The sequence below is a fragment of the Paeniglutamicibacter quisquiliarum genome (assembly GCF_019084045.1).
Taxonomy (GTDB): domain Bacteria; phylum Actinomycetota; class Actinomycetes; order Actinomycetales; family Micrococcaceae; genus Paeniglutamicibacter; species Paeniglutamicibacter quisquiliarum.
This window is the reverse complement of the sequence record NZ_JAHRED010000002.1, coordinates 446,750-462,946: the sequence shown is the minus strand read 5'-3', so window position 1 is coordinate 462,946 and position 16,197 is coordinate 446,750. Positions and strand designations below refer to the sequence as shown.

The 16,197-nt window shown below is 68.6% G+C and carries 14 protein-coding genes; 8 read left to right on the top strand and 6 right to left on the bottom strand.

Translation table 11 applies throughout. The annotated features are described in order from the left end of the window. Nucleotides 1–14 precede the first annotated feature (14 nt). From KRR55_RS05675 to KRR55_RS05665, 3 genes are all read right to left on the bottom strand, one after another. A complete protein-coding gene (locus KRR55_RS05675; RefSeq protein ID WP_217388069.1) occupies nt 15–1,223 on the bottom strand; it encodes a hypothetical protein in 1,209 nt (402 codons plus the stop codon). A 360-nt stretch (nt 1,224–1,583) separates the two neighbouring features. Beyond that, a complete protein-coding gene (locus KRR55_RS05670) occupies nt 1,584–3,050 on the bottom strand; it encodes a DUF2079 domain-containing protein (protein ID WP_217388068.1) in 1,467 nt (488 codons plus the stop codon). Nucleotides 3,051–3,096: 46 nt separating this feature from the next. Beyond that, nucleotides 3,097–3,729 (bottom strand): uracil-DNA glycosylase family protein, encoded by a 633-nt coding sequence (locus KRR55_RS05665; protein ID WP_217388294.1) that lies wholly within the window; start codon nt 3,727–3,729, stop codon nt 3,097–3,099. 605 nt (nt 3,730–4,334) lie between these two features. On the opposite strand from KRR55_RS05665, the gene KRR55_RS05660 reads away from it, so the two are divergent. From KRR55_RS05660 to KRR55_RS05645, 4 genes are all read left to right on the top strand, one after another. After that, nucleotides 4,335–5,147 (top strand): DUF2637 domain-containing protein, encoded by an 813-nt coding sequence (locus KRR55_RS05660; RefSeq protein WP_217388067.1) that lies wholly within the window; start codon nt 4,335–4,337, stop codon nt 5,145–5,147. Between the two features lie 300 nt (nt 5,148–5,447). Continuing rightward, the gene (locus KRR55_RS05655) at nt 5,448–6,743 is read left to right on the top strand and encodes a GTP pyrophosphokinase (protein WP_336245042.1); all 1,296 of its coding nucleotides are present in this window, start codon (nt 5,448–5,450) and stop codon (nt 6,741–6,743) included. Between the two features lie 181 nt (nt 6,744–6,924). Next, nucleotides 6,925–8,526: an ABC-F family ATP-binding cassette domain-containing protein gene (locus KRR55_RS05650; RefSeq protein WP_217388066.1), complete on the top strand. Its 1,602-nt coding sequence runs from the start codon at nt 6,925–6,927 to the stop codon at nt 8,524–8,526. Between the two features lie 218 nt (nt 8,527–8,744). After that, nucleotides 8,745–9,248, top strand: coding sequence for a GNAT family N-acetyltransferase (locus tag KRR55_RS05645; protein ID WP_217388065.1), 504 nt, complete (start codon nt 8,745–8,747; stop codon nt 9,246–9,248). On the opposite strand, the gene KRR55_RS05640 is transcribed toward KRR55_RS05645, so the two are convergent. From KRR55_RS05640 to KRR55_RS05630, 3 genes are read right to left on the bottom strand one after another with little or no spacing between them, the layout of a single operon-like run. Then, nucleotides 9,249–10,178, bottom strand: a complete 930-nt coding sequence (locus KRR55_RS05640) for an SURF1 family cytochrome oxidase biogenesis protein (RefSeq protein WP_217388064.1) — start codon at nt 10,176–10,178, stop codon at nt 9,249–9,251. It lies immediately after the preceding gene. A 6-nt stretch (nt 10,179–10,184) separates the two neighbouring features. Further along, complete coding sequence (locus tag KRR55_RS05635) at nt 10,185–10,454, bottom strand: acetone carboxylase (protein ID WP_217388063.1); 270 nt, start codon at nt 10,452–10,454, stop codon at nt 10,185–10,187. Then, nucleotides 10,451–11,101, bottom strand: coding sequence for a DUF3099 domain-containing protein (locus tag KRR55_RS05630; protein ID WP_217388062.1), 651 nt, complete (start codon nt 11,099–11,101; stop codon nt 10,451–10,453). Before KRR55_RS05630 ends, KRR55_RS05635 begins: the two co-directional genes overlap by 4 nt. A 291-nt stretch (nt 11,102–11,392) precedes the next feature. On the opposite strand from KRR55_RS05630, the gene KRR55_RS05625 reads away from it, so the two are divergent. The 4 genes from KRR55_RS05625 to KRR55_RS05610 all read left to right on the top strand — a co-directional run bounded on the left by KRR55_RS05625 (nt 11,393) and on the right by KRR55_RS05610 (nt 16,155). Next, nucleotides 11,393–12,112, top strand: a complete 720-nt coding sequence (locus tag KRR55_RS05625; RefSeq protein ID WP_217388061.1) for a beta-ketoacyl-ACP reductase — start codon at nt 11,393–11,395, stop codon at nt 12,110–12,112. A 511-nt stretch (nt 12,113–12,623) separates the two neighbouring features. After that, a complete protein-coding gene (locus KRR55_RS05620; protein ID WP_217388060.1) occupies nt 12,624–13,088 on the top strand; it encodes a GatB/YqeY domain-containing protein in 465 nt (154 codons plus the stop codon). A 147-nt stretch (nt 13,089–13,235) separates the two neighbouring features. Beyond that, a complete protein-coding gene (locus KRR55_RS05615) occupies nt 13,236–15,260 on the top strand; it encodes a hypothetical protein (RefSeq protein ID WP_217388059.1) in 2,025 nt (674 codons plus the stop codon). A gap of 148 nt (nt 15,261–15,408) precedes the next feature. Then, nucleotides 15,409–16,155: an SDR family oxidoreductase gene (locus tag KRR55_RS05610; protein ID WP_217388058.1), complete on the top strand. Its 747-nt coding sequence runs from the start codon at nt 15,409–15,411 to the stop codon at nt 16,153–16,155. The last annotated feature ends 42 nt before the right edge of the window (nt 16,156–16,197 follow it).

The following is a 16,197-nucleotide window of genomic DNA, read 5'->3' as shown; positions in this document are numbered from 1 at the left end:
GTTGGAGAGGTCTCCTAACTGGATGCCCGGAGCGGGCGGACTATGTTGAAGCGCTCGTTCAGGGCACGGAGCACCGCACCCGTCGCGACCGCGGATTCGGCCAGCGCACGTCCGGGTTCACCCGTGCCCGCCAGCTGTTGCATTCGAGGGGTCTGGAAACCGCAGACCGACTCGATCCATTGGTGGGCCTCTTCCTTGGTAAGGCGCTGGCCCGCGGCACCGAAGGTTCCCTTGGCGATGTTGGCCGGAATCTTCGCGAAGTACTCGTACAGGTTCCGGCGGTCGTCCGCCGGATCCGGGGTGTCGCCCAGTGCGGCGGCGATCATTCCCAATTGCTGGCGCTGGCGCACGATCCCGAAACTCAGGTTCCGCAAGAGCAGGTCGTCCACGGGCTTGGCCGGAACGCGGGCTTCCCCGTAGATGCACAGCCCGTAGCCGGCCAGGTTGTCGCCCGAGAGGCACTGCATCCGCCACAGCTCGTCGGGCGAATAGACCCCGACGTTCAGTTCCTTGCCGCGGAAAACTGGCGAGGACGCGTACAGCCTGCGCAGGACGGCTTCCGGATCCTCGACCACGAGCACCAGGTCGTAGTCGGCAAAGTGGCGGCTGTTGACGCTGGATCCGTAGACGATGACGCACACCAGCTTGCCGCCGATGCGCTCCTTCAGCTCATCGACGAAGGCGAAGCGGGCTCGCATCCCGGCCGGCAGCGCGGTCTGCGCCATGTTGACCCCGGTCACCGGGGCCGGATGCTCAAAACAGGCAATGACCTCTTCGAAGCGCCGCCGGATGGCCAGCAGTCGCTCGAGGTCCGGGATTCCGGGGGCGCTGGCCATCGCCTCCACGTCCTGCATCAGGCGTTCGCCCTGCAGGCCGGGAACCAGCCCCCGCGTTGCCAGCCTCCCGGCCTGCCACAGCCTGTCGTACTTGCTGGCCAGGGTGCCCTCGCTGAACCTGGATTGGACGATGGCTGCCGAGAGGGTGACAGCCGAGAGAAAGAGCACGGATTCCAGCCAGAGACTCTGCAGTCCGGCGTCCCGGGCGTTGACCGCCACCGGTTCCCAGGCTCCCTGCGCGGCTAGGCCCGCCTGGGCGGCGGCGCGGTAGAAACGCGGGTGGAAGACCGACGACCATTCAAGGGTGAAGGGTGAGATGACCCGGGGGTTCTCCAGTTGGGCCCGGGAGGCCCAGCGATGGATCTCCAGCAGCTCGGTTCCCGACACCTCGCGATCGAGGTGGACATAGGAGAGTGAAAAAGGTGTTCCCCGCCATGTCGGCGGCCGCTCAACGACCGTGACCTCACGGACCATGCCCGGTGCCACGTCAGTAACACGCGCCGACATCGTTTCCCCCCTGTCAGGCCGAGTCGCACGAGGGGTGGTGGCCCGCGGAGCGGCTCATTGCTCCCCAGTTTCCGCTCCCCAAGGGGTGCTGTCAACGCCAAGCGGGTCAGTTTCTGCGCAGCGGACCCCGGGGGGGCAGGCCACGGGGCCAGGGGCCCGCATCCGGCGGCCGGGCAGGTGGCTTCCGGGTTGTTGCCGGGCAGCGTCGGCGGCTGCGGCGGCCTTGGGCGGAGGCGCCAGCTAGCGCTGCAGGTAGCCGGAGCAGACGGGGTCGACGGGTATGTCGCGATGCAGCACCAGGATGCCGTCTTTGATCGGCGCGACTTCATCGAAGCCCAGGGCGTGGGCGCGTTCCAGCGCCTGCGGCGGGTTCAGCGGATCCCAGCCGCCGAGCTCCTGCTCGTTGAAGTCGATGACCATCCAGCTGGACAGCTCGGTGCCGATGTCGCCGTGCAGGCCCACGTAGGTCCGCTTGGTCAGGTGCGGCACCAGGGTGTCGGCCGCCTCGACGCACACGCCGTCGGGGATCATCGCCACGGCCCGCTCCTTGGCGGCGACCAGCGTGCCGGGCGCCCAATTCGCCCCGGTGAGCGTGCGCCCCAGCGGGAACACCGAATGGAAGAACAGCGTGCCGATGAGTGCGAATGCCAGCAGCCAGGCCGGGCCGATGATGCGGATTTTTTCCCAGCCGAAGCGGTCCATCAGCTTGCCCAGCACGTGCACGGCGGAGAGAATGAGGATCGGGGCCATGATGGCGTCGTACTGGTAGACCGGTGCCCAGGTGTTCAGCCGGTCGTTGAAGAGCCGGCTCAGCAGCATCGGCGCGCCGAGGATCACGTACGGCGAGGCCAGCGGCAGCAGCGCCAGCGGCACGAAGCTCAGCAGCCACAGCGCCACCTTGAGCTGGTGGTCGAAGAGGATCGCGATCGACTGGAACGGGTGGGTGAGCAGGAAGACGATGGCCGCCCCCGCACTTGCGCCCAGGGCGGTGTACTGCCAATAGGTGAATTCGCCGGCGGGTGAGAAGAGCGGGATCAGGTAGCTGGTGACCACGACGTAGCCGCCCAGGCCCAAGACCGCCAGCAGCGCGGCCTTGGCCCACTGCCTGTGGAAGAGCATCACGATGCCCACCGCCACGAGGGTGATGCCCATGTCCTCGCGGACCAGCAGGAGCACCGCCGAGAGCCCGACGACCAGCCAGTGGCGGGAGCGGTCAAACGCCCAGATGATCCACGCCATGATCGGCACGCCGAAGGCCACCTCGTGGAATTCCCAGTTGACGATCGCCTGGAAGGGCCACCACAGCAGCATCGCGCTGGCGGTGAGCAGGGCGCCGAGGTGCCCGAAGCGCGTGCGGGTGAACAGGTAGACGGGGATCGCGGTGGACACCAGCAGCAGCGTCAGGACGATGCCCAGCATCCGCGGGTCGTTCCAGATCCAGTAGAACGGGGCCAGCAACACCAGGATGGGGTGGAAGTGGTCGCCCAGCAGGTTGAAGTCCACGCCCTTGATCGGCACGATCGGCGCCTTGAACATGGCGTACTGCCGGGCCGCCTGGTCGAAGATGCCCAGGTCGTAGCCGCGGGACTCGAAGTTGGCGAAGCGCAGGAAGGAGTGCGCAACGTACAACACCCCCGCCAGGGCCATTGCCAGTCCCAGTTGGAGTTTCTGGGCGCGGCTCACGGGAGCGGGGGTGTTGTGGGGCATGGACTCGAGTTTATCCGCAAGTCGCTGCGTGGAAAATTCGATGGTGTTACTTGGCGGGGGCCAGACCGGTACGGGCCATCGCGTCGGCGTATGCCGCGTAGATTTCCTCGAGGTGGGCCTGCTGGCGTTCCGGGGAACCGGCGAAGGCGCGTCCGTCGAGCGACTTGACCTTGTAGGTCTTGAATCCGCGGCGCCACAGCAGCGGGTTCTGGGTCTTGACCAGTTGCTCGGAGAGGCGGTGCGCCTCGGTGCCGTGGGCGATCAGGACCGACGCGCGCGGCACGACCTTGAGCAGGCGCAGCAGCGGCTTGAGGCCGGAGGTGATTTGCGGCGGGGTGAACTTGCCGTTGGCCTCGCCCGGGGTGTGCCACGGGTGCACGTTCCACGGCAGGATGTACTCGGGGCGCAGCCCCAGCTGCCATTGCATGCCCAGCATGCGGGTCGCGGCTTCCTGCGAGCCGGCGTCGATGAATCCGCTCTCATGGGCCACCCCGATGTTGGAGTACAGCGAGATGATCCGCGCCTCCTCGATGTTGTGCATCGGGTCCACGTAGGAAACGGAGGTGGCGGGTCGAAGCGCGCGGGTCTCGTCCAGAAGACGGTTCACGGGTTCGATCTGCTCCTCGTAGCGGCGTTCCATGAGGGAGTGTTCGACGTGGTCCGGGGCAATGGCTGTCATGAAGGTGAGGTTCTCCTGCTGGTGGTACGGAGACATGGGGCGTCGTTGCGGGCGCGCGTCATCCAAGTGGCGACGCACGTCCATAACCATGTCAATGCTGCTAGAGCGGGGGGAGTGGGATCGAAGTGGTTCCGGTGGCTGTCATGCCCCAAGGTGAACGCAGGGTTGATCCACGCTTAACAATAGCCGCTCCGGGCGCGTTTGGGCAGGCGCGTCCGCCACCAACCAGTGGTGATGATTGGCACAGGAGCCCGCGAAGGACGAACAATTGATGGGCTTAACCGATGCTGTGCCCGCCCGCAGCGCCGGGCGCCGCCCGCCCCGGGATCTCGCGCCCATGGCCGCGTCGAGGCGGCTCGCCGGTGTGGCCGGCGAGCCGCGAAGCGTCGGCCACACCGGCGAGCCGCACCGGCGGTTCGGCGCCGGCAGGGTGCGCCAAACACCACGGCGCGCCTGTCGGGGAGGGGATGGAGCGGTCCGGCGGGCCGTGGAGCAGCGCATAGAATTGTCGACGGACCGCCGTTGGGGGACCATGCCACGCGCATGTCCGGCGGGCCACCGTTAGCGCAACACCAGACCCACAAATGATTGAGGCATCCAGCCAAATGACTGAAAAGATCCCGAACGAGCCCCACAAGGCCGTCTTGCGCACCGCGGTGGCCGCCACCGTCCTGATCGCCGTCGGCGCCTTCGTGCTTTCCTTCGCCGCCCTGACCGACCTCGCCCAGCGCTCGGGCATCGACGCGAACCTCGCCTGGATCTGGCCGATCATCGTCGACGGCATGATCGTTGCCTCCACAGTCGCCATCGTCGCGCTGAACGGGCACAGCCGCCGCGCGATGATCTACCCCTGGACGCTGCTCTTCTTCGGCGCCTTCGTCTCCACCGCGGCGAACTCCGTGCACGCGATCCTGACCGTGGGCGCCATGCAGTCGGACATTCCCCCGGTGGTCTCGGCGCTGGTCGCCGCCATGCCGCCGGTCGTCCTGCTGGCCATCACCCACCTGACGGTCCACATGTACCAAAAGAAGTCGGAGGCCGCAGAGCGTCGCGCGGCGGCGGAGTACGACGAGCAGGCCGTGGAGAACGAGAAGTACGGACTGGCCTACGACGATGGTTTCCAGGCGGCGATGAGCGACGCGCAGGCAGCCGAGGCCGAACGCCTGGTGGCGGCCAAGGACCAGCTGGCCGAGGCCACCGCAAGGGCACGGGCCGAGGGTCGCGCCGACGCCATCAAGTCCGCGCCCGGCGCCAAGGGGACCGCCGGCACCGCGAAGCCGGTTGCCGCCAAGGACCCGGCGGCCGCGAACCCCAAGGGTGCCAAGGCCTTCCCCGCGGGCAAGGTCCAGCTCATGGATCCCAACGCACCCTCCCCGCTTTACGACGAGGTAGCCCAGTCGCTGGACTCCAAGAACTGACCCGGGCGCCATCCGGGGTCAACCCCGGAGCAACGCGCTCACCCGTACGCCCGGCCAGGCGGCCGGGCGTGCACGCCCCGAACCCCACGGTGAACGGCGGCAGGGAGATCCTCCCCGCCGCGGCGCACCGCGGGGTTTGTCGTCCGCTACCGAGGCGAACCGTCCGTGCGACGCAGGCCGCGATCCTTGCAGGGACAAACTTCCCGCCCGCTTTCCGCGCCGCCCCATTCGGTGGCATCTGGCAGTTGATAAGCTGGGCAAAGAGCACCCCAACCAGCCATTTGTTTGTAGGAGGCACGTGTGGGCACCCCCTGGGAAACCCTTGATGAATCGTTGCGCGACCAGGTTCGCGCCAGCGTTGAGCGCTATGCCGCGGCCCGCCCGATGCTGGAACACGTTGCCGAAGCCATGCGCACCCGCATCGAGTCGCTTTTCGACGAAACCGAGAACACGCCGCTGTTCGTCGTCAGCCGGGTCAAGACCGTCGAATCCTTCAGGGACAAGGCCTCCCGCATGCTGGTGGGGGAGGAGGGGGAGGACGCAGCCGTGGAGTTCCCCAATCCGCTGCGCGAGATCCACGACCTGGTGGGCGTGCGGGTGATCGTGAAGCTGCCCCACGAGATCCGCGAGGCGGCGAACCTGATCAAGCGCCGGCGGTCCGACTTCGACTGCCGCTCGGACCGGGAGAAGGACATCGGCTCGGTGGAGTCGGGGACCTACGGCTATTCCTCCCGCCACCTGATCCTCAAGACCCGCGGCGAGGAGGTCGTCCGGGACTTCCAGGCCAAGCTGGGCGGGGACGTGAAGATCACCGGGAACTTCGTCTTCGAGGTGCAGATCCGCACCATCCTGTCCCACGCGTGGAGCGAGATCGAGCACGACATCCGCTTCAAGAACGCCGAGCCGCGCGCCTGGAGCCCGCACATTGACCGGCAGTTCACCGCCACCGCCGCGATGCTCGAGGCCGTGGAGGACCAGTTCTCCGAGCTGCACGAACGCTTCGAGACCGTCACCGGCTTCTGGGATGCCGAGGGCGAGGGAGCGGTGCCGCTGGGCGCGGCGCGCATCCAGTTCATCTGGCAGACCCTGCTGCCGCACGTGGACAGGAAATCCGACGACGACTGGGGGTGGGCCGCTGAACTCCTCGCCGCCCACGGACTCTCCCGCACCCGCGAATTCGCCGCCCTGCTGCAGCCCAACGTGATCACCTCGGTGCGCGCCGCCCTTGACCACCGCTACTCCCCGGGCCCCGACCGCCTGTTGGACGACGTGCTGCTGTGGCACTTCGGCACCGCCCACATCGAGGCCACCAGCGGCGGGGATGCCCACCGAGCCGATTCGCTGCGCCGCCGCCTGGTCCAGATGGATTCCTACCGGACCAAGCAGGCCCAGGACAAGCCGGTGCCCGCACCCGCCGCGGGACCCCAGGCCTCCGCCGCGGCCGCCGTGACCGGCCCCGCGGCGGCGGGCACCGCGGCCGGTTCCCCGGGGGACGGGCCCAAGCCGGATCCGAAGGCGGACGGCAAGGGTCAGGCACGGTCCGCAGGGGCGAAGGCCGACGCACAACCGGCCAAGGGCGCCAACGCCAAGCCCTGATCGCCGGACGCCCCGCGGCCGGGTACATCGTGCGTCGTCGGGCGCGGAAACGGCCCGGCCCGCGCACCTTCACCCGGGCCGGCGTGAGATTGAACGCATCATCATGCCAAAGGGCTTCCGACCCGCGTAGACTGGGTAGGTTGCCCAGCAGGGCCCCAAAACTTTACCGAAAGGTCTCACCGTGATTTCCGTTGCCGATTTGGAGCTGCGCGCCGGCGCACGCCTTCTCATGGAGGGCGTCTCGTTCCGCATCGACAAGGGCGACAAGATCGGCCTGGTCGGGCGCAATGGCGCCGGCAAGACCACCATGACGCGCGTGCTGGCCGGGGAGTCGCTGCCCGCCGGCGGCTCGGTCACCACCACGGGAACCATCGGCTACCTGCCGCAGGACCCGCGCACCCCCAACATGGAGCAGCTGGCACGGGACCGCATCCTCTCGGCCCGCGGCCTGGACGAGATCGTCGGCAAGCTCAAGAAGTGCCAGGACGACATGGCCTCGGAAGACGAGGCGGTGGCGGCCAAGGCGATGCGCCAATACGACCGCATCGAGGCCGAGTTCATCGCCGGCGGCGGCTATGCAGCCGAGTCCGAGGCCGCGGCGATCTCCAACAACCTGGCCCTGCCCGAGCGCCTGCTCAACCAGCCGCTTTCCACCCTTTCCGGCGGCCAGCGCCGCCGCGTCGAGTTGGCCCGGATCCTGTACGCCGACGCGGAGACGCTGCTGCTCGATGAGCCCACCAACCACCTCGACGCCGACTCGGTCACCTGGCTGCGCGGCTTCCTGGCCAACCACCAGGGCGGGCTGCTGGTGATCTCGCACGACACCTCGCTGCTCGAGGCCACCGTGAACAAGGTCATCCACCTGGACGCGAACCGGGCCACCATGGACGTCTACAACCTGGGCTGGAAGCGCTACCTGGCCCAGCGCGAGACCGACGAGCGTGCCCGCAAGCGCGAGCGCGCCAACACCGAGAAGAAGGCCACCACGCTGCTGGCCCAGGCCAACAAGATGAAGGCGCGCGCCTCGGGCGCCTCCGCCGCACAGTCCATGCTCAAGCGCGTGGACCGGCTCATGGGCGGGCTGGACGATGTCCGCGTGGCCGACCGCGTCGCCGCCCTGCGCTTCCCGGATCCGGCCCCCTGCGGCAAGACCCCGCTGATGGCCGAGGGACTTTCCAAGTCCTACGGCTCGCTGGAGATCTTCACCGATGTCTCCCTCGCCATCGACCGCGGCTCCAAAGTCGTCATCCTGGGCCTGAACGGCGCCGGCAAGACCACGCTGCTGCGCATGCTCGCCGGCGTGTCCAACCCCGACACCGGGGACCTGATCGCGGGCCACGGCCTGAAGATCGGCTACTTCGCCCAGGAGCACGACACCCTGGACGTGGACCGCTCGGTGCTGGAAAACATGCGCTCGGCGGCCCCGAGCCACATGGGCGACGCGGAGGTGCGCGGCATCCTGGGTTCCTTCATGTTCTCCGGCGACGACGTCTCCAAGCCGGCCGGCGTGCTTTCGGGTGGCGAGAAGACCCGTCTGGCCCTGGCCACCATCGTGGCCTCCAGCGCGAACGTGCTGCTGCTCGATGAGCCCACCAACAACCTGGACCCGGCCTCGCGCGCCGAGATCCTCTCCGCGCTGTCCAACTTCTCCGGCGCCGTGGTCATGGTCTCGCACGACGAGGGCGCGGTTGCAGCGTTGAACCCCGACCGCGTGGTGCTGCTGCCCGACGGCGACGAGGACCTCTGGAACGATTCCTACCTGGAACTGGTCACCCTGGCCTAGCAACGACCCGGCCCGTCCTCCGCGCTGCACTGCCCCCGGCAGGGCGACGCAGGAGGGCGGGCCTTTTCGTGCCCCGGGGATGCCCGGGCCCCGGCGCTCGTGTGTCCGCGGGCAGGCGGTGCCTTGTGCGCGGCACGCTCCGGCGGTAGCTTCATCCGTACCCGCACCGGGCGACCGGGCGGGCACGGACGGGACCCCGCGACGGGAAGGAGCCAGGGATGGACGCCACGGAATGGAACATCGGCCCGGCGGCCTCGGCTGCCGAGCTGGTAGCCGCCTCGGAGCTCTTCGACTCTCCCGTCACCCCGGACGGCGCCCGGGCATTCCTGGCCATGCCGGGGCACCACCTGCTGCTGGCGCGCGGCCTCGACGGCACCGCGGTCGGCTTCGTGTCTGGGGTGCTGATGCGGCACCCGGACAAGGAACCGGAGATGTTCGTCTACGAGCTGGGCGTCGGGGAGGCCCACAGGCGCCGCGGCATCGCCGCCGCGCTGTTGCGCGCCCTGGCGCGGACCGCCCTGTCACTGGGCTGCACGGGCATGTGGACGGGGACCGAAGGCGCAAACGTCGCGGCCCTGGCCGCCTACCGGTCCCTGGGCGCCACGGTTGACACCGAGTCGGTGTTCATCGTGTGGGAAGAACTGGCCCGGGAGTTCGGCCCGGGAGCCGGGCACGGATCGCGCGGTGACGGCGATTCCGGCCCGGCGCATCGGGGTCCGTGATCAGTTCGCCCCGGGGACCCCGGCATCCCGTGCGGCGGCGGCCTTGCGCTCCAGCTCGTCGAGATATGCGTCCTCGGTGGCCTCGTCGGTGGGGCTGCCGTCGCGCCGGACCAACTTCTTGGGCCTCTTGCGCAGCCGGTGCGCCTGGTGCAGCACCGGCTCCTCGCCGCGCAGCGCCGCCGCCGCCCGCTCCTCGCGGTCCTCGCGGTTGATGCGCGCCTGCTGCCTGGCCGCGTAGCCGAAGCCGATGAACACCAGCACGCCGAAGGCGAACCACTGGAAGGAGTAGGACAGGTGCGGCCCCTCGTCCTCCTCGGGACGTTGCAGCTGCGTCGGTGCCGTGGCCGGTGCCGGGTCCTCCAGGTACATCAGCCCGTAGCTGCCGGTGGACACCGGGTAGCCCAGCTGCTGCGCATAGGCGGACAGGTCGATGGAGGCCAGCTGGCCCTCCGGTGCCCCGCGGTCCAGCTTCGGCTCTGCGGCCTTGAGCCGGACCTCGACCTCGACGGTCCCGGTGGGAGGCGCGGGGACGGCATCAGGGCGCCCGGCGTTGTCGTTGCCGATCGGCAGGAAGCCGCGGTCAACGATGACGGTGGCCCCCTCGAGGGTGCGGAAGGGAACCAACACCTCGTAGCCGGGGCGCGACCCGGAAATGCGGTTGCGCACCACGACCTGGTCCTCGGCCACGTAGCTGCCGCGCAGCCGGACCGGCGTCCACTTGCCCTCGGCGGGCAGTTCCTCGAAGAGGCGTTCCGCCTGGGCGAAGGGGATGGGCTCGGCGTCGTAGTTGCGTTGCACATGGGAGATCTCGGTCAGGGCGCCTTCACGGCGGTCCATCTGCCATTTGCCCAGGAAGGTGAAGGCGGTGGCGAAGAGGCACACCAGGAGCAACCAGCCGATCCAGCGGGTGCTGGCCAGGAATCGATACACGCTTCTTTATTCTCCTTGGGTGCCGGTGCCGGCGGCCGCGTCCCGAAGCGGCAGGCGCTCCTTGAACAGCAGGCGCTCGGACAGGTAGTTCTCGAGCCAGTCGGCGTGGTCGGCACAGGCCAACCAGGTTTTTCGTCGTTCTGGGGTGTGGATCTTCGGGTTGTTCCACAGCAGGGCCACGCTGGCGTCGTCCCGGCAGCCCTTCCGCGAACATTTGGGCGGCCCGGTGGGCCCCTGCGGTCCGGTGCCGCCGCCGAGCGAGTCGAAGATGCTCATCGGTTGCCCCCGTGCCGGTGGTGTCCGCCGGCGGGCTGCCCGGGTTCGCCGGGCTCCTCCACGAAGGATCCGTCGATGGTGCTCGGCGCCTCGGCGGCGTAGGTGGACGCCGGGTCAACCCAGTACTCCCGGGACGCATCCTGCGGGGTGCTTCCAGAGTGGGCCTGCGTGGCGGCGGGCTCGGTGACGGTTTCGTCGAACTCTTCGAACACGTAGCTTTCTCCTCCTACCCAGGAATCGGTGGCGCGTGCTTCCGCGCCCGGTTCCCCCGCTTCGGTGTCGTTGGCGTCGGGTTCCGGGTCCGCGGATGCGGGTGCGGTGCCCGCGGTGCCGCCGGAGGCGAGCGGGCGCGGGCCGTCGCCGGCGAAGTATTCGGCCGGTGGCTGGCGCTTGGTCACATCTGCACCGCCGTTGGCGATGACGACGGCAACGTAGGGCAGCACGATGGCCGCAGCAAGGAATGTCCACTGCAGCCAGCCGTGCACGAAGAAGGCGGCGATGAAACAGGCCAGGCGCACCGACATCGAGATGGTGTATTTGAGCACACGGGAGTGCTGCTCCACGGTGTGGGACTCTTGCGCCTCGGTGATCCGGTGGACCGGTTGACCCTGGTCATGGTGGTGATGGGTGTTGTTTGGCTCGCTCATGGTTCTTCCGTCGATCCGTCACCTACCATTCTCTCACCGACCCGCACCGCGATACGAATCCGTTCGATGTGCGTGCGGCGAAATGCCGGCGGGGTCGTCGGTCCGGGATTCCCGCAGGTCATCGGGATCCCTCAGGCACCCCGGATCCACCTACGCGGCGGCCCTGTCCAGACCCGCTGCGTGGCGCGGAGGGGCGCGCCGACCAGTGGCGCAGGATCCGGCCGGCGGCGCTCGGGCTAGAATTGGATCCGCAGACCCCCACCCACCCCAGAACTTCTTTATGGAGGATCCATGTCCGAAACCCCCACCGGCCGCAGCGTACTGGTCACCGGAGGCAACCGCGGAATCGGCCTGGCCATCGCCCGCGCCTTCGAAGCCAACGGCGACAAGGTCGCCATCACCTACCGCAGCGGGGAGGTTCCGGAGGGGTTGTTCGGCGTGAAGGCCGATGTCACCGACACCTCGTCGATCGATGCCGCATTCACCGAGGTCGAGGCCGCCCACGGACCCGTCGAGGTGCTCGTGGCCAACGCCGGGGTCACCCGCGACATGCTGCTGCTGCGCATGAACGAGGAAGATTTCACTTCCGTGATCGACACCAACCTCACCGGTGCGTTCCGCGTCATCAAGCGCGCCTCCAAGGGCATGATCAAGATGCGCAAGGGCCGCGTGGTGCTGATTTCCTCGGTCGTGGGCCTCTACGGATCCCCGGGCCAGATCAACTACGCGGCCTCCAAGGCCGGGCTGGTCGGCATCGCCCGCTCGCTCACCCGCGAACTGGGGTCGCGCGGCATCACCGCCAACGTCGTGGCCCCCGGATTCATCAACACCGACATGACCGCGGCCCTGCCCGAGGCCACGCAGAAGGATTACCTGGCCTCTATCCCGGCGAACCGCTTCGCCGAGCCCGAGGAAGTGGCCAACGTGGTCCGCTGGGTCGCCAGCGACGAGGCCGCCTACATCTCCGGTGCCGTCATCCCGGTCGATGGAGGCCTGGGCATGGGGCACTAGGTCCTCCCGGCGCCACCTGGACTCACATAATCGGGACCACGCACGCCGGGGGAGTGGGGAATGGATCTGGTGCCTCACTCCCGCCTGCCCGTTTGGGCGCCTTGCCCTCAGCCCCGCCTCGGGGAGGCGATGCGCCCCAACGGCGGACCCCGTATGACGCGCAGGCCGCGACAGCCGGGCCGCCTTGGCCGCGTGGGTAGGGCGGCCCGGCAACACAACCGAGGATTGATCCAGTTCGCTCCTCGGTTGTGGAAATCCATGGGTATTTTATTTATCTAGATAAATTTTTGACTTAGTCCGACTCTTACCGCGGCAACCTCACGCACGGACCCGGCCCCCAAAACAAGCCCAGACACCCCCGGAGCCGGCACCCGGGGGACGGCAAGGCCCACGGACCGACCCGATGCGACGTGATCCCCGGCCACGCAATAAACTGGTGGTGAAACCGGCAACGGTACGGGTGCAGCCGCACAGCGTATCTGCCGGGCTACGACGGGAAGAAGACGCCATCATGGAAACCCTTAAGGACCGCCTTCGCGCGGACATGACCGCCCACCTCAAGGCCGGTAACAAGGTGGAGCTCACCACCGTGCGCAACCTGCTCGGAGAAATCAACACCCGCGAAAAGGGCGGCAAGACCCCGCTTGAACTCGACGATGCAGCGGTGATTTCACTCCTCCAGAAGGAAGCCGCGCGCCGCCGCGAAACCGCGACCACCTACACCGAGGCCGGCCAAGCAGATCGGGCCGCCGCCGAGGAGCAGGAAGCCGCCATCATCGAGGCCTACCTGCCGGCAGCCCTGACCGAGGACGACGCGAAGTCCATCGTCGCCGAGGTCGTGGCCGAGTTGCGCGCCGACGGCTCGGAACTGGGAATGCGACAGATGGGCACCGTCATGAAGCGGGTCACCGAAAAGGTAGCCGGCCGCTTTGACGGCAAGGCCCTGAGCAACATGGTGCGGGCGGAATTGGCCTAGGCGGTTTCCCGGAAGCCGGGTTTCCGGTCGGCGGCGGTTCACACCTCCGGCGGCGTGCCGGAGGCACCGGGCCCACCGTGTCGATAGCATGGTGTTGCCGTTGCGGTCCACGCGGCGGGCGCCAACGCGAGACGATGTGGGATCTGGATGACTGGCTGGGCCGGAATCAACTGGCAGTTTTTTGACGACGAGGACACCCAGACCAGGATCGGTGTCACCTTCGGCCTCGGACTGCTCGACGAGGAACTTGCGGCCACCGGCTCCCTGTCGATTGCCCTGGCGGCGCTGCGCGCCGAATTGGCCCGGCCGGTGGAGCTGGGTGCCGGACGCACCGGCTTTCCCGAGGTGCTAGTCGAACTCGGCAGCGACACATCGACCGTGACGATCCGCGGTGCCACCGATACCGTCGGGGCGGCCTGGCGTCGGCTGCCGGGGCTTTTCGCCGGTTGGATAGTCACCGACCAGATAGACCCTGCCCGCCCGGAACATCCGGTCTGGCCCGCCGACCTGGTGCAGCGAACCGGCCGCAACGCGGCCGCGCTGGCCGGGTTCCAGGTCTCGGCGACCGACGCGCGTGAACGGGCCCGTGTGTTGCTGTCACGGCTGGACCCGGCCTCCGGACGCACCAGAGCCGTCTTCTTCACCACCGCCGAATCCCTGATCGGGTCGGGCTTCGCGGTCCAGGAAGCAGACAAGGGTCCCGCACCCGAACTCCAGTGGGCCGACGGCACCCACAGGCGGACGGCCACCGGGGCCGACGGCGTCCTTCCCGAGGGCCTCGATGCGCTTGCGAAGCCCGCCACGGGCAATGGACCCGGGTCGCTCCCCGTGAGCGAGGAGACGATCTTGCTCTCCACGCTCGTGCCCCGCTCGGCGTCCGGATTGGCCGCCGCCGAATTGCTCCGCGCGAAGCTGGCGGAAACCGCAACCCATGCGGGGCTTGACCCTGATGCCATCGGCATCGGCATGCTCGGGCTTGGCGCTGAATTCTGCGTCTTCCTGCGCACCGAAGGCAAACTGGCGCAGGCCACCCGGCAGCGCGTGCTCAAGGACTTCGGCCGGAGCATGGCACTGGTTCCCGATCCGTGGGTGGAGGATGCGGTGCGGCACACCGACCACCGACTCTCCCCGCGCCTCGCACGGGAACGCAGGGTACTGGGGCTCGTGGACGATGCCGGTGCGGACACCGGCCGGGTGCGCCAGGTACTCATCGAGGCAACCCGGTTCCTGCACCTGGCATTGGATCCGGGCACCCATGACCCGCGGTCCGCGGACCGGCCGAAGCGCTCCGGGAGCGAGGCCTCGGGGCGCGAACGCACCTTCCGTTCCCTTCCCACCGGAGACGTGTCCACGGGACGACCCGTGACCCTGGTCGTGGGGCAGGGCGCGCTGGCCCTCCGCACCAGGGTGGCGGAACATGGCGGAGGCACGATGCTCGAGACCCGCATCGCTGTCCGTGACGCCCTGGCGGTTCTCGAAGACCCGGCCGGAACGCTCGCGGTAGTCGACCGGAACCAGCAGGTGCTCACCTTCCACCCCCGGCTCTTCAAGCACCACCGGTCACTGCAGCAGCTCCTGGACCCGCTGCTCGACGGGCTGCCCCGGCTGGGGATCAACAACGACGCCGACCCCGCGGGTATTGCCCTCCGCCTGCGGCGGGCAAAGCGGCCACCTGCCTGGCTGCTGGCCGGTGCCGTGGCACTTGCCGGATTCCTGGTGATCCCCATGGTGGCGTCCAGCCTCGATGAACCGCAGGTCACGGCGCGGATCACGATCGGCGAGACGGCGCAGCTGGGCAACGGGACGACCATCACCGCCACCGGCTTCGACAGGATCCCGGCGGCCGCGGGGGAGCGCGAGACGCAGGTGGCGGTGCAGGTGCGCTTCTGCGCGGGCGGCGACACCGGGACCGGGGAGTTTCCGCCGGAAACCCAGCGGAGCGTGGCGCCCGCGGACTTCGTGATGCTCAACGAGCAATATGTCTCCGCGCGGCTCGTGGACAGCGATTCGCAGCTGCGCCGCGACACCCTGCAGGAGGGCCAATGCGCCGTCGGGGACCTGGTCTTCCAGGGTGAGGGCCTCTCGGTTCCGCGCCTGGCCTACAAGAACCCCTTCGGCGACGACGTCGTCTGGTATACCCACGGGAAGGTCCCGCCGGCCCCGGTGGACTAGACTCGTTTGGAGGATTCCTACAAGTCTCCTCCCCATGGAATGCTGGCAGGATTGATACCAGCGTCCGGTATTTTGTACGGACACCCCAAGTTCCCCAGCACCGTCGGGGGACCGAAACCTTTCAAGCAGTGCTGCACAAGGAGTGTAAATGACCGATCTCACGGGCAAGTCCGCGATCGTCACCGGGTCGTCCCGGGGCATCGGCGCCGAAGTTGCAAAGATCCTCGCCGCGCAGGGTGCCGGCGTCGTAATCAACTACCGCCAGAAGGCGCCGCGCGCCAACAAGATCGTTGCCGGCATCACCGAGGCCGGCGGCCGCGCCGTGGCCGTGGGCGCCGACCTGACCACCCCCGAGGGACCTGCCGCACTGGTGGATGCGGCCACCGAGAACTTCGGCTCGGTCGACGTGCTGGTGCTCAACGCCTCCGGCGGCATGGAATCGGGCCTCGGCGAGGACTACGCGCTGCGCCTGAACCGCGACGCCCAGGTCGCCATGCTCGAGGCGGCCACCGCGAAGATGGCCCCGGGCTCCCGCGTCGTCTTTGTCACCAGCCACCAGGCACACTTCATCGACCAGGTCGAGACCATGGACGCCTACGAGCCGGTGGCCCGCTCCAAGCGCGCCGGCGAACTGGCACTGCGCGAATTCATCCCGGCACTCGAGGCCAAGGGCATCGGCTTCGTGGTCGTCTCCGGCGACATGATCGAGGGCACCATCACCGCGACGCTGCTGGACCGCGCCGAGCCCGGCGCCATCGAGGCCCGCCGCGCCGCCGCCGGCAAGCTCTACTCCGTTCAGGAGTTCGGCGCCGAGGTCGCGGCCATGGTCACCGCCGACGTCCCCACCGGGCACACCGAGTACGTGGGCGGGGCGGGCGACTTCCTGAAGAAGTAGCCGGGCCTCCCGGATCCGGGCACCTTGCAGGCAACCGTGCAT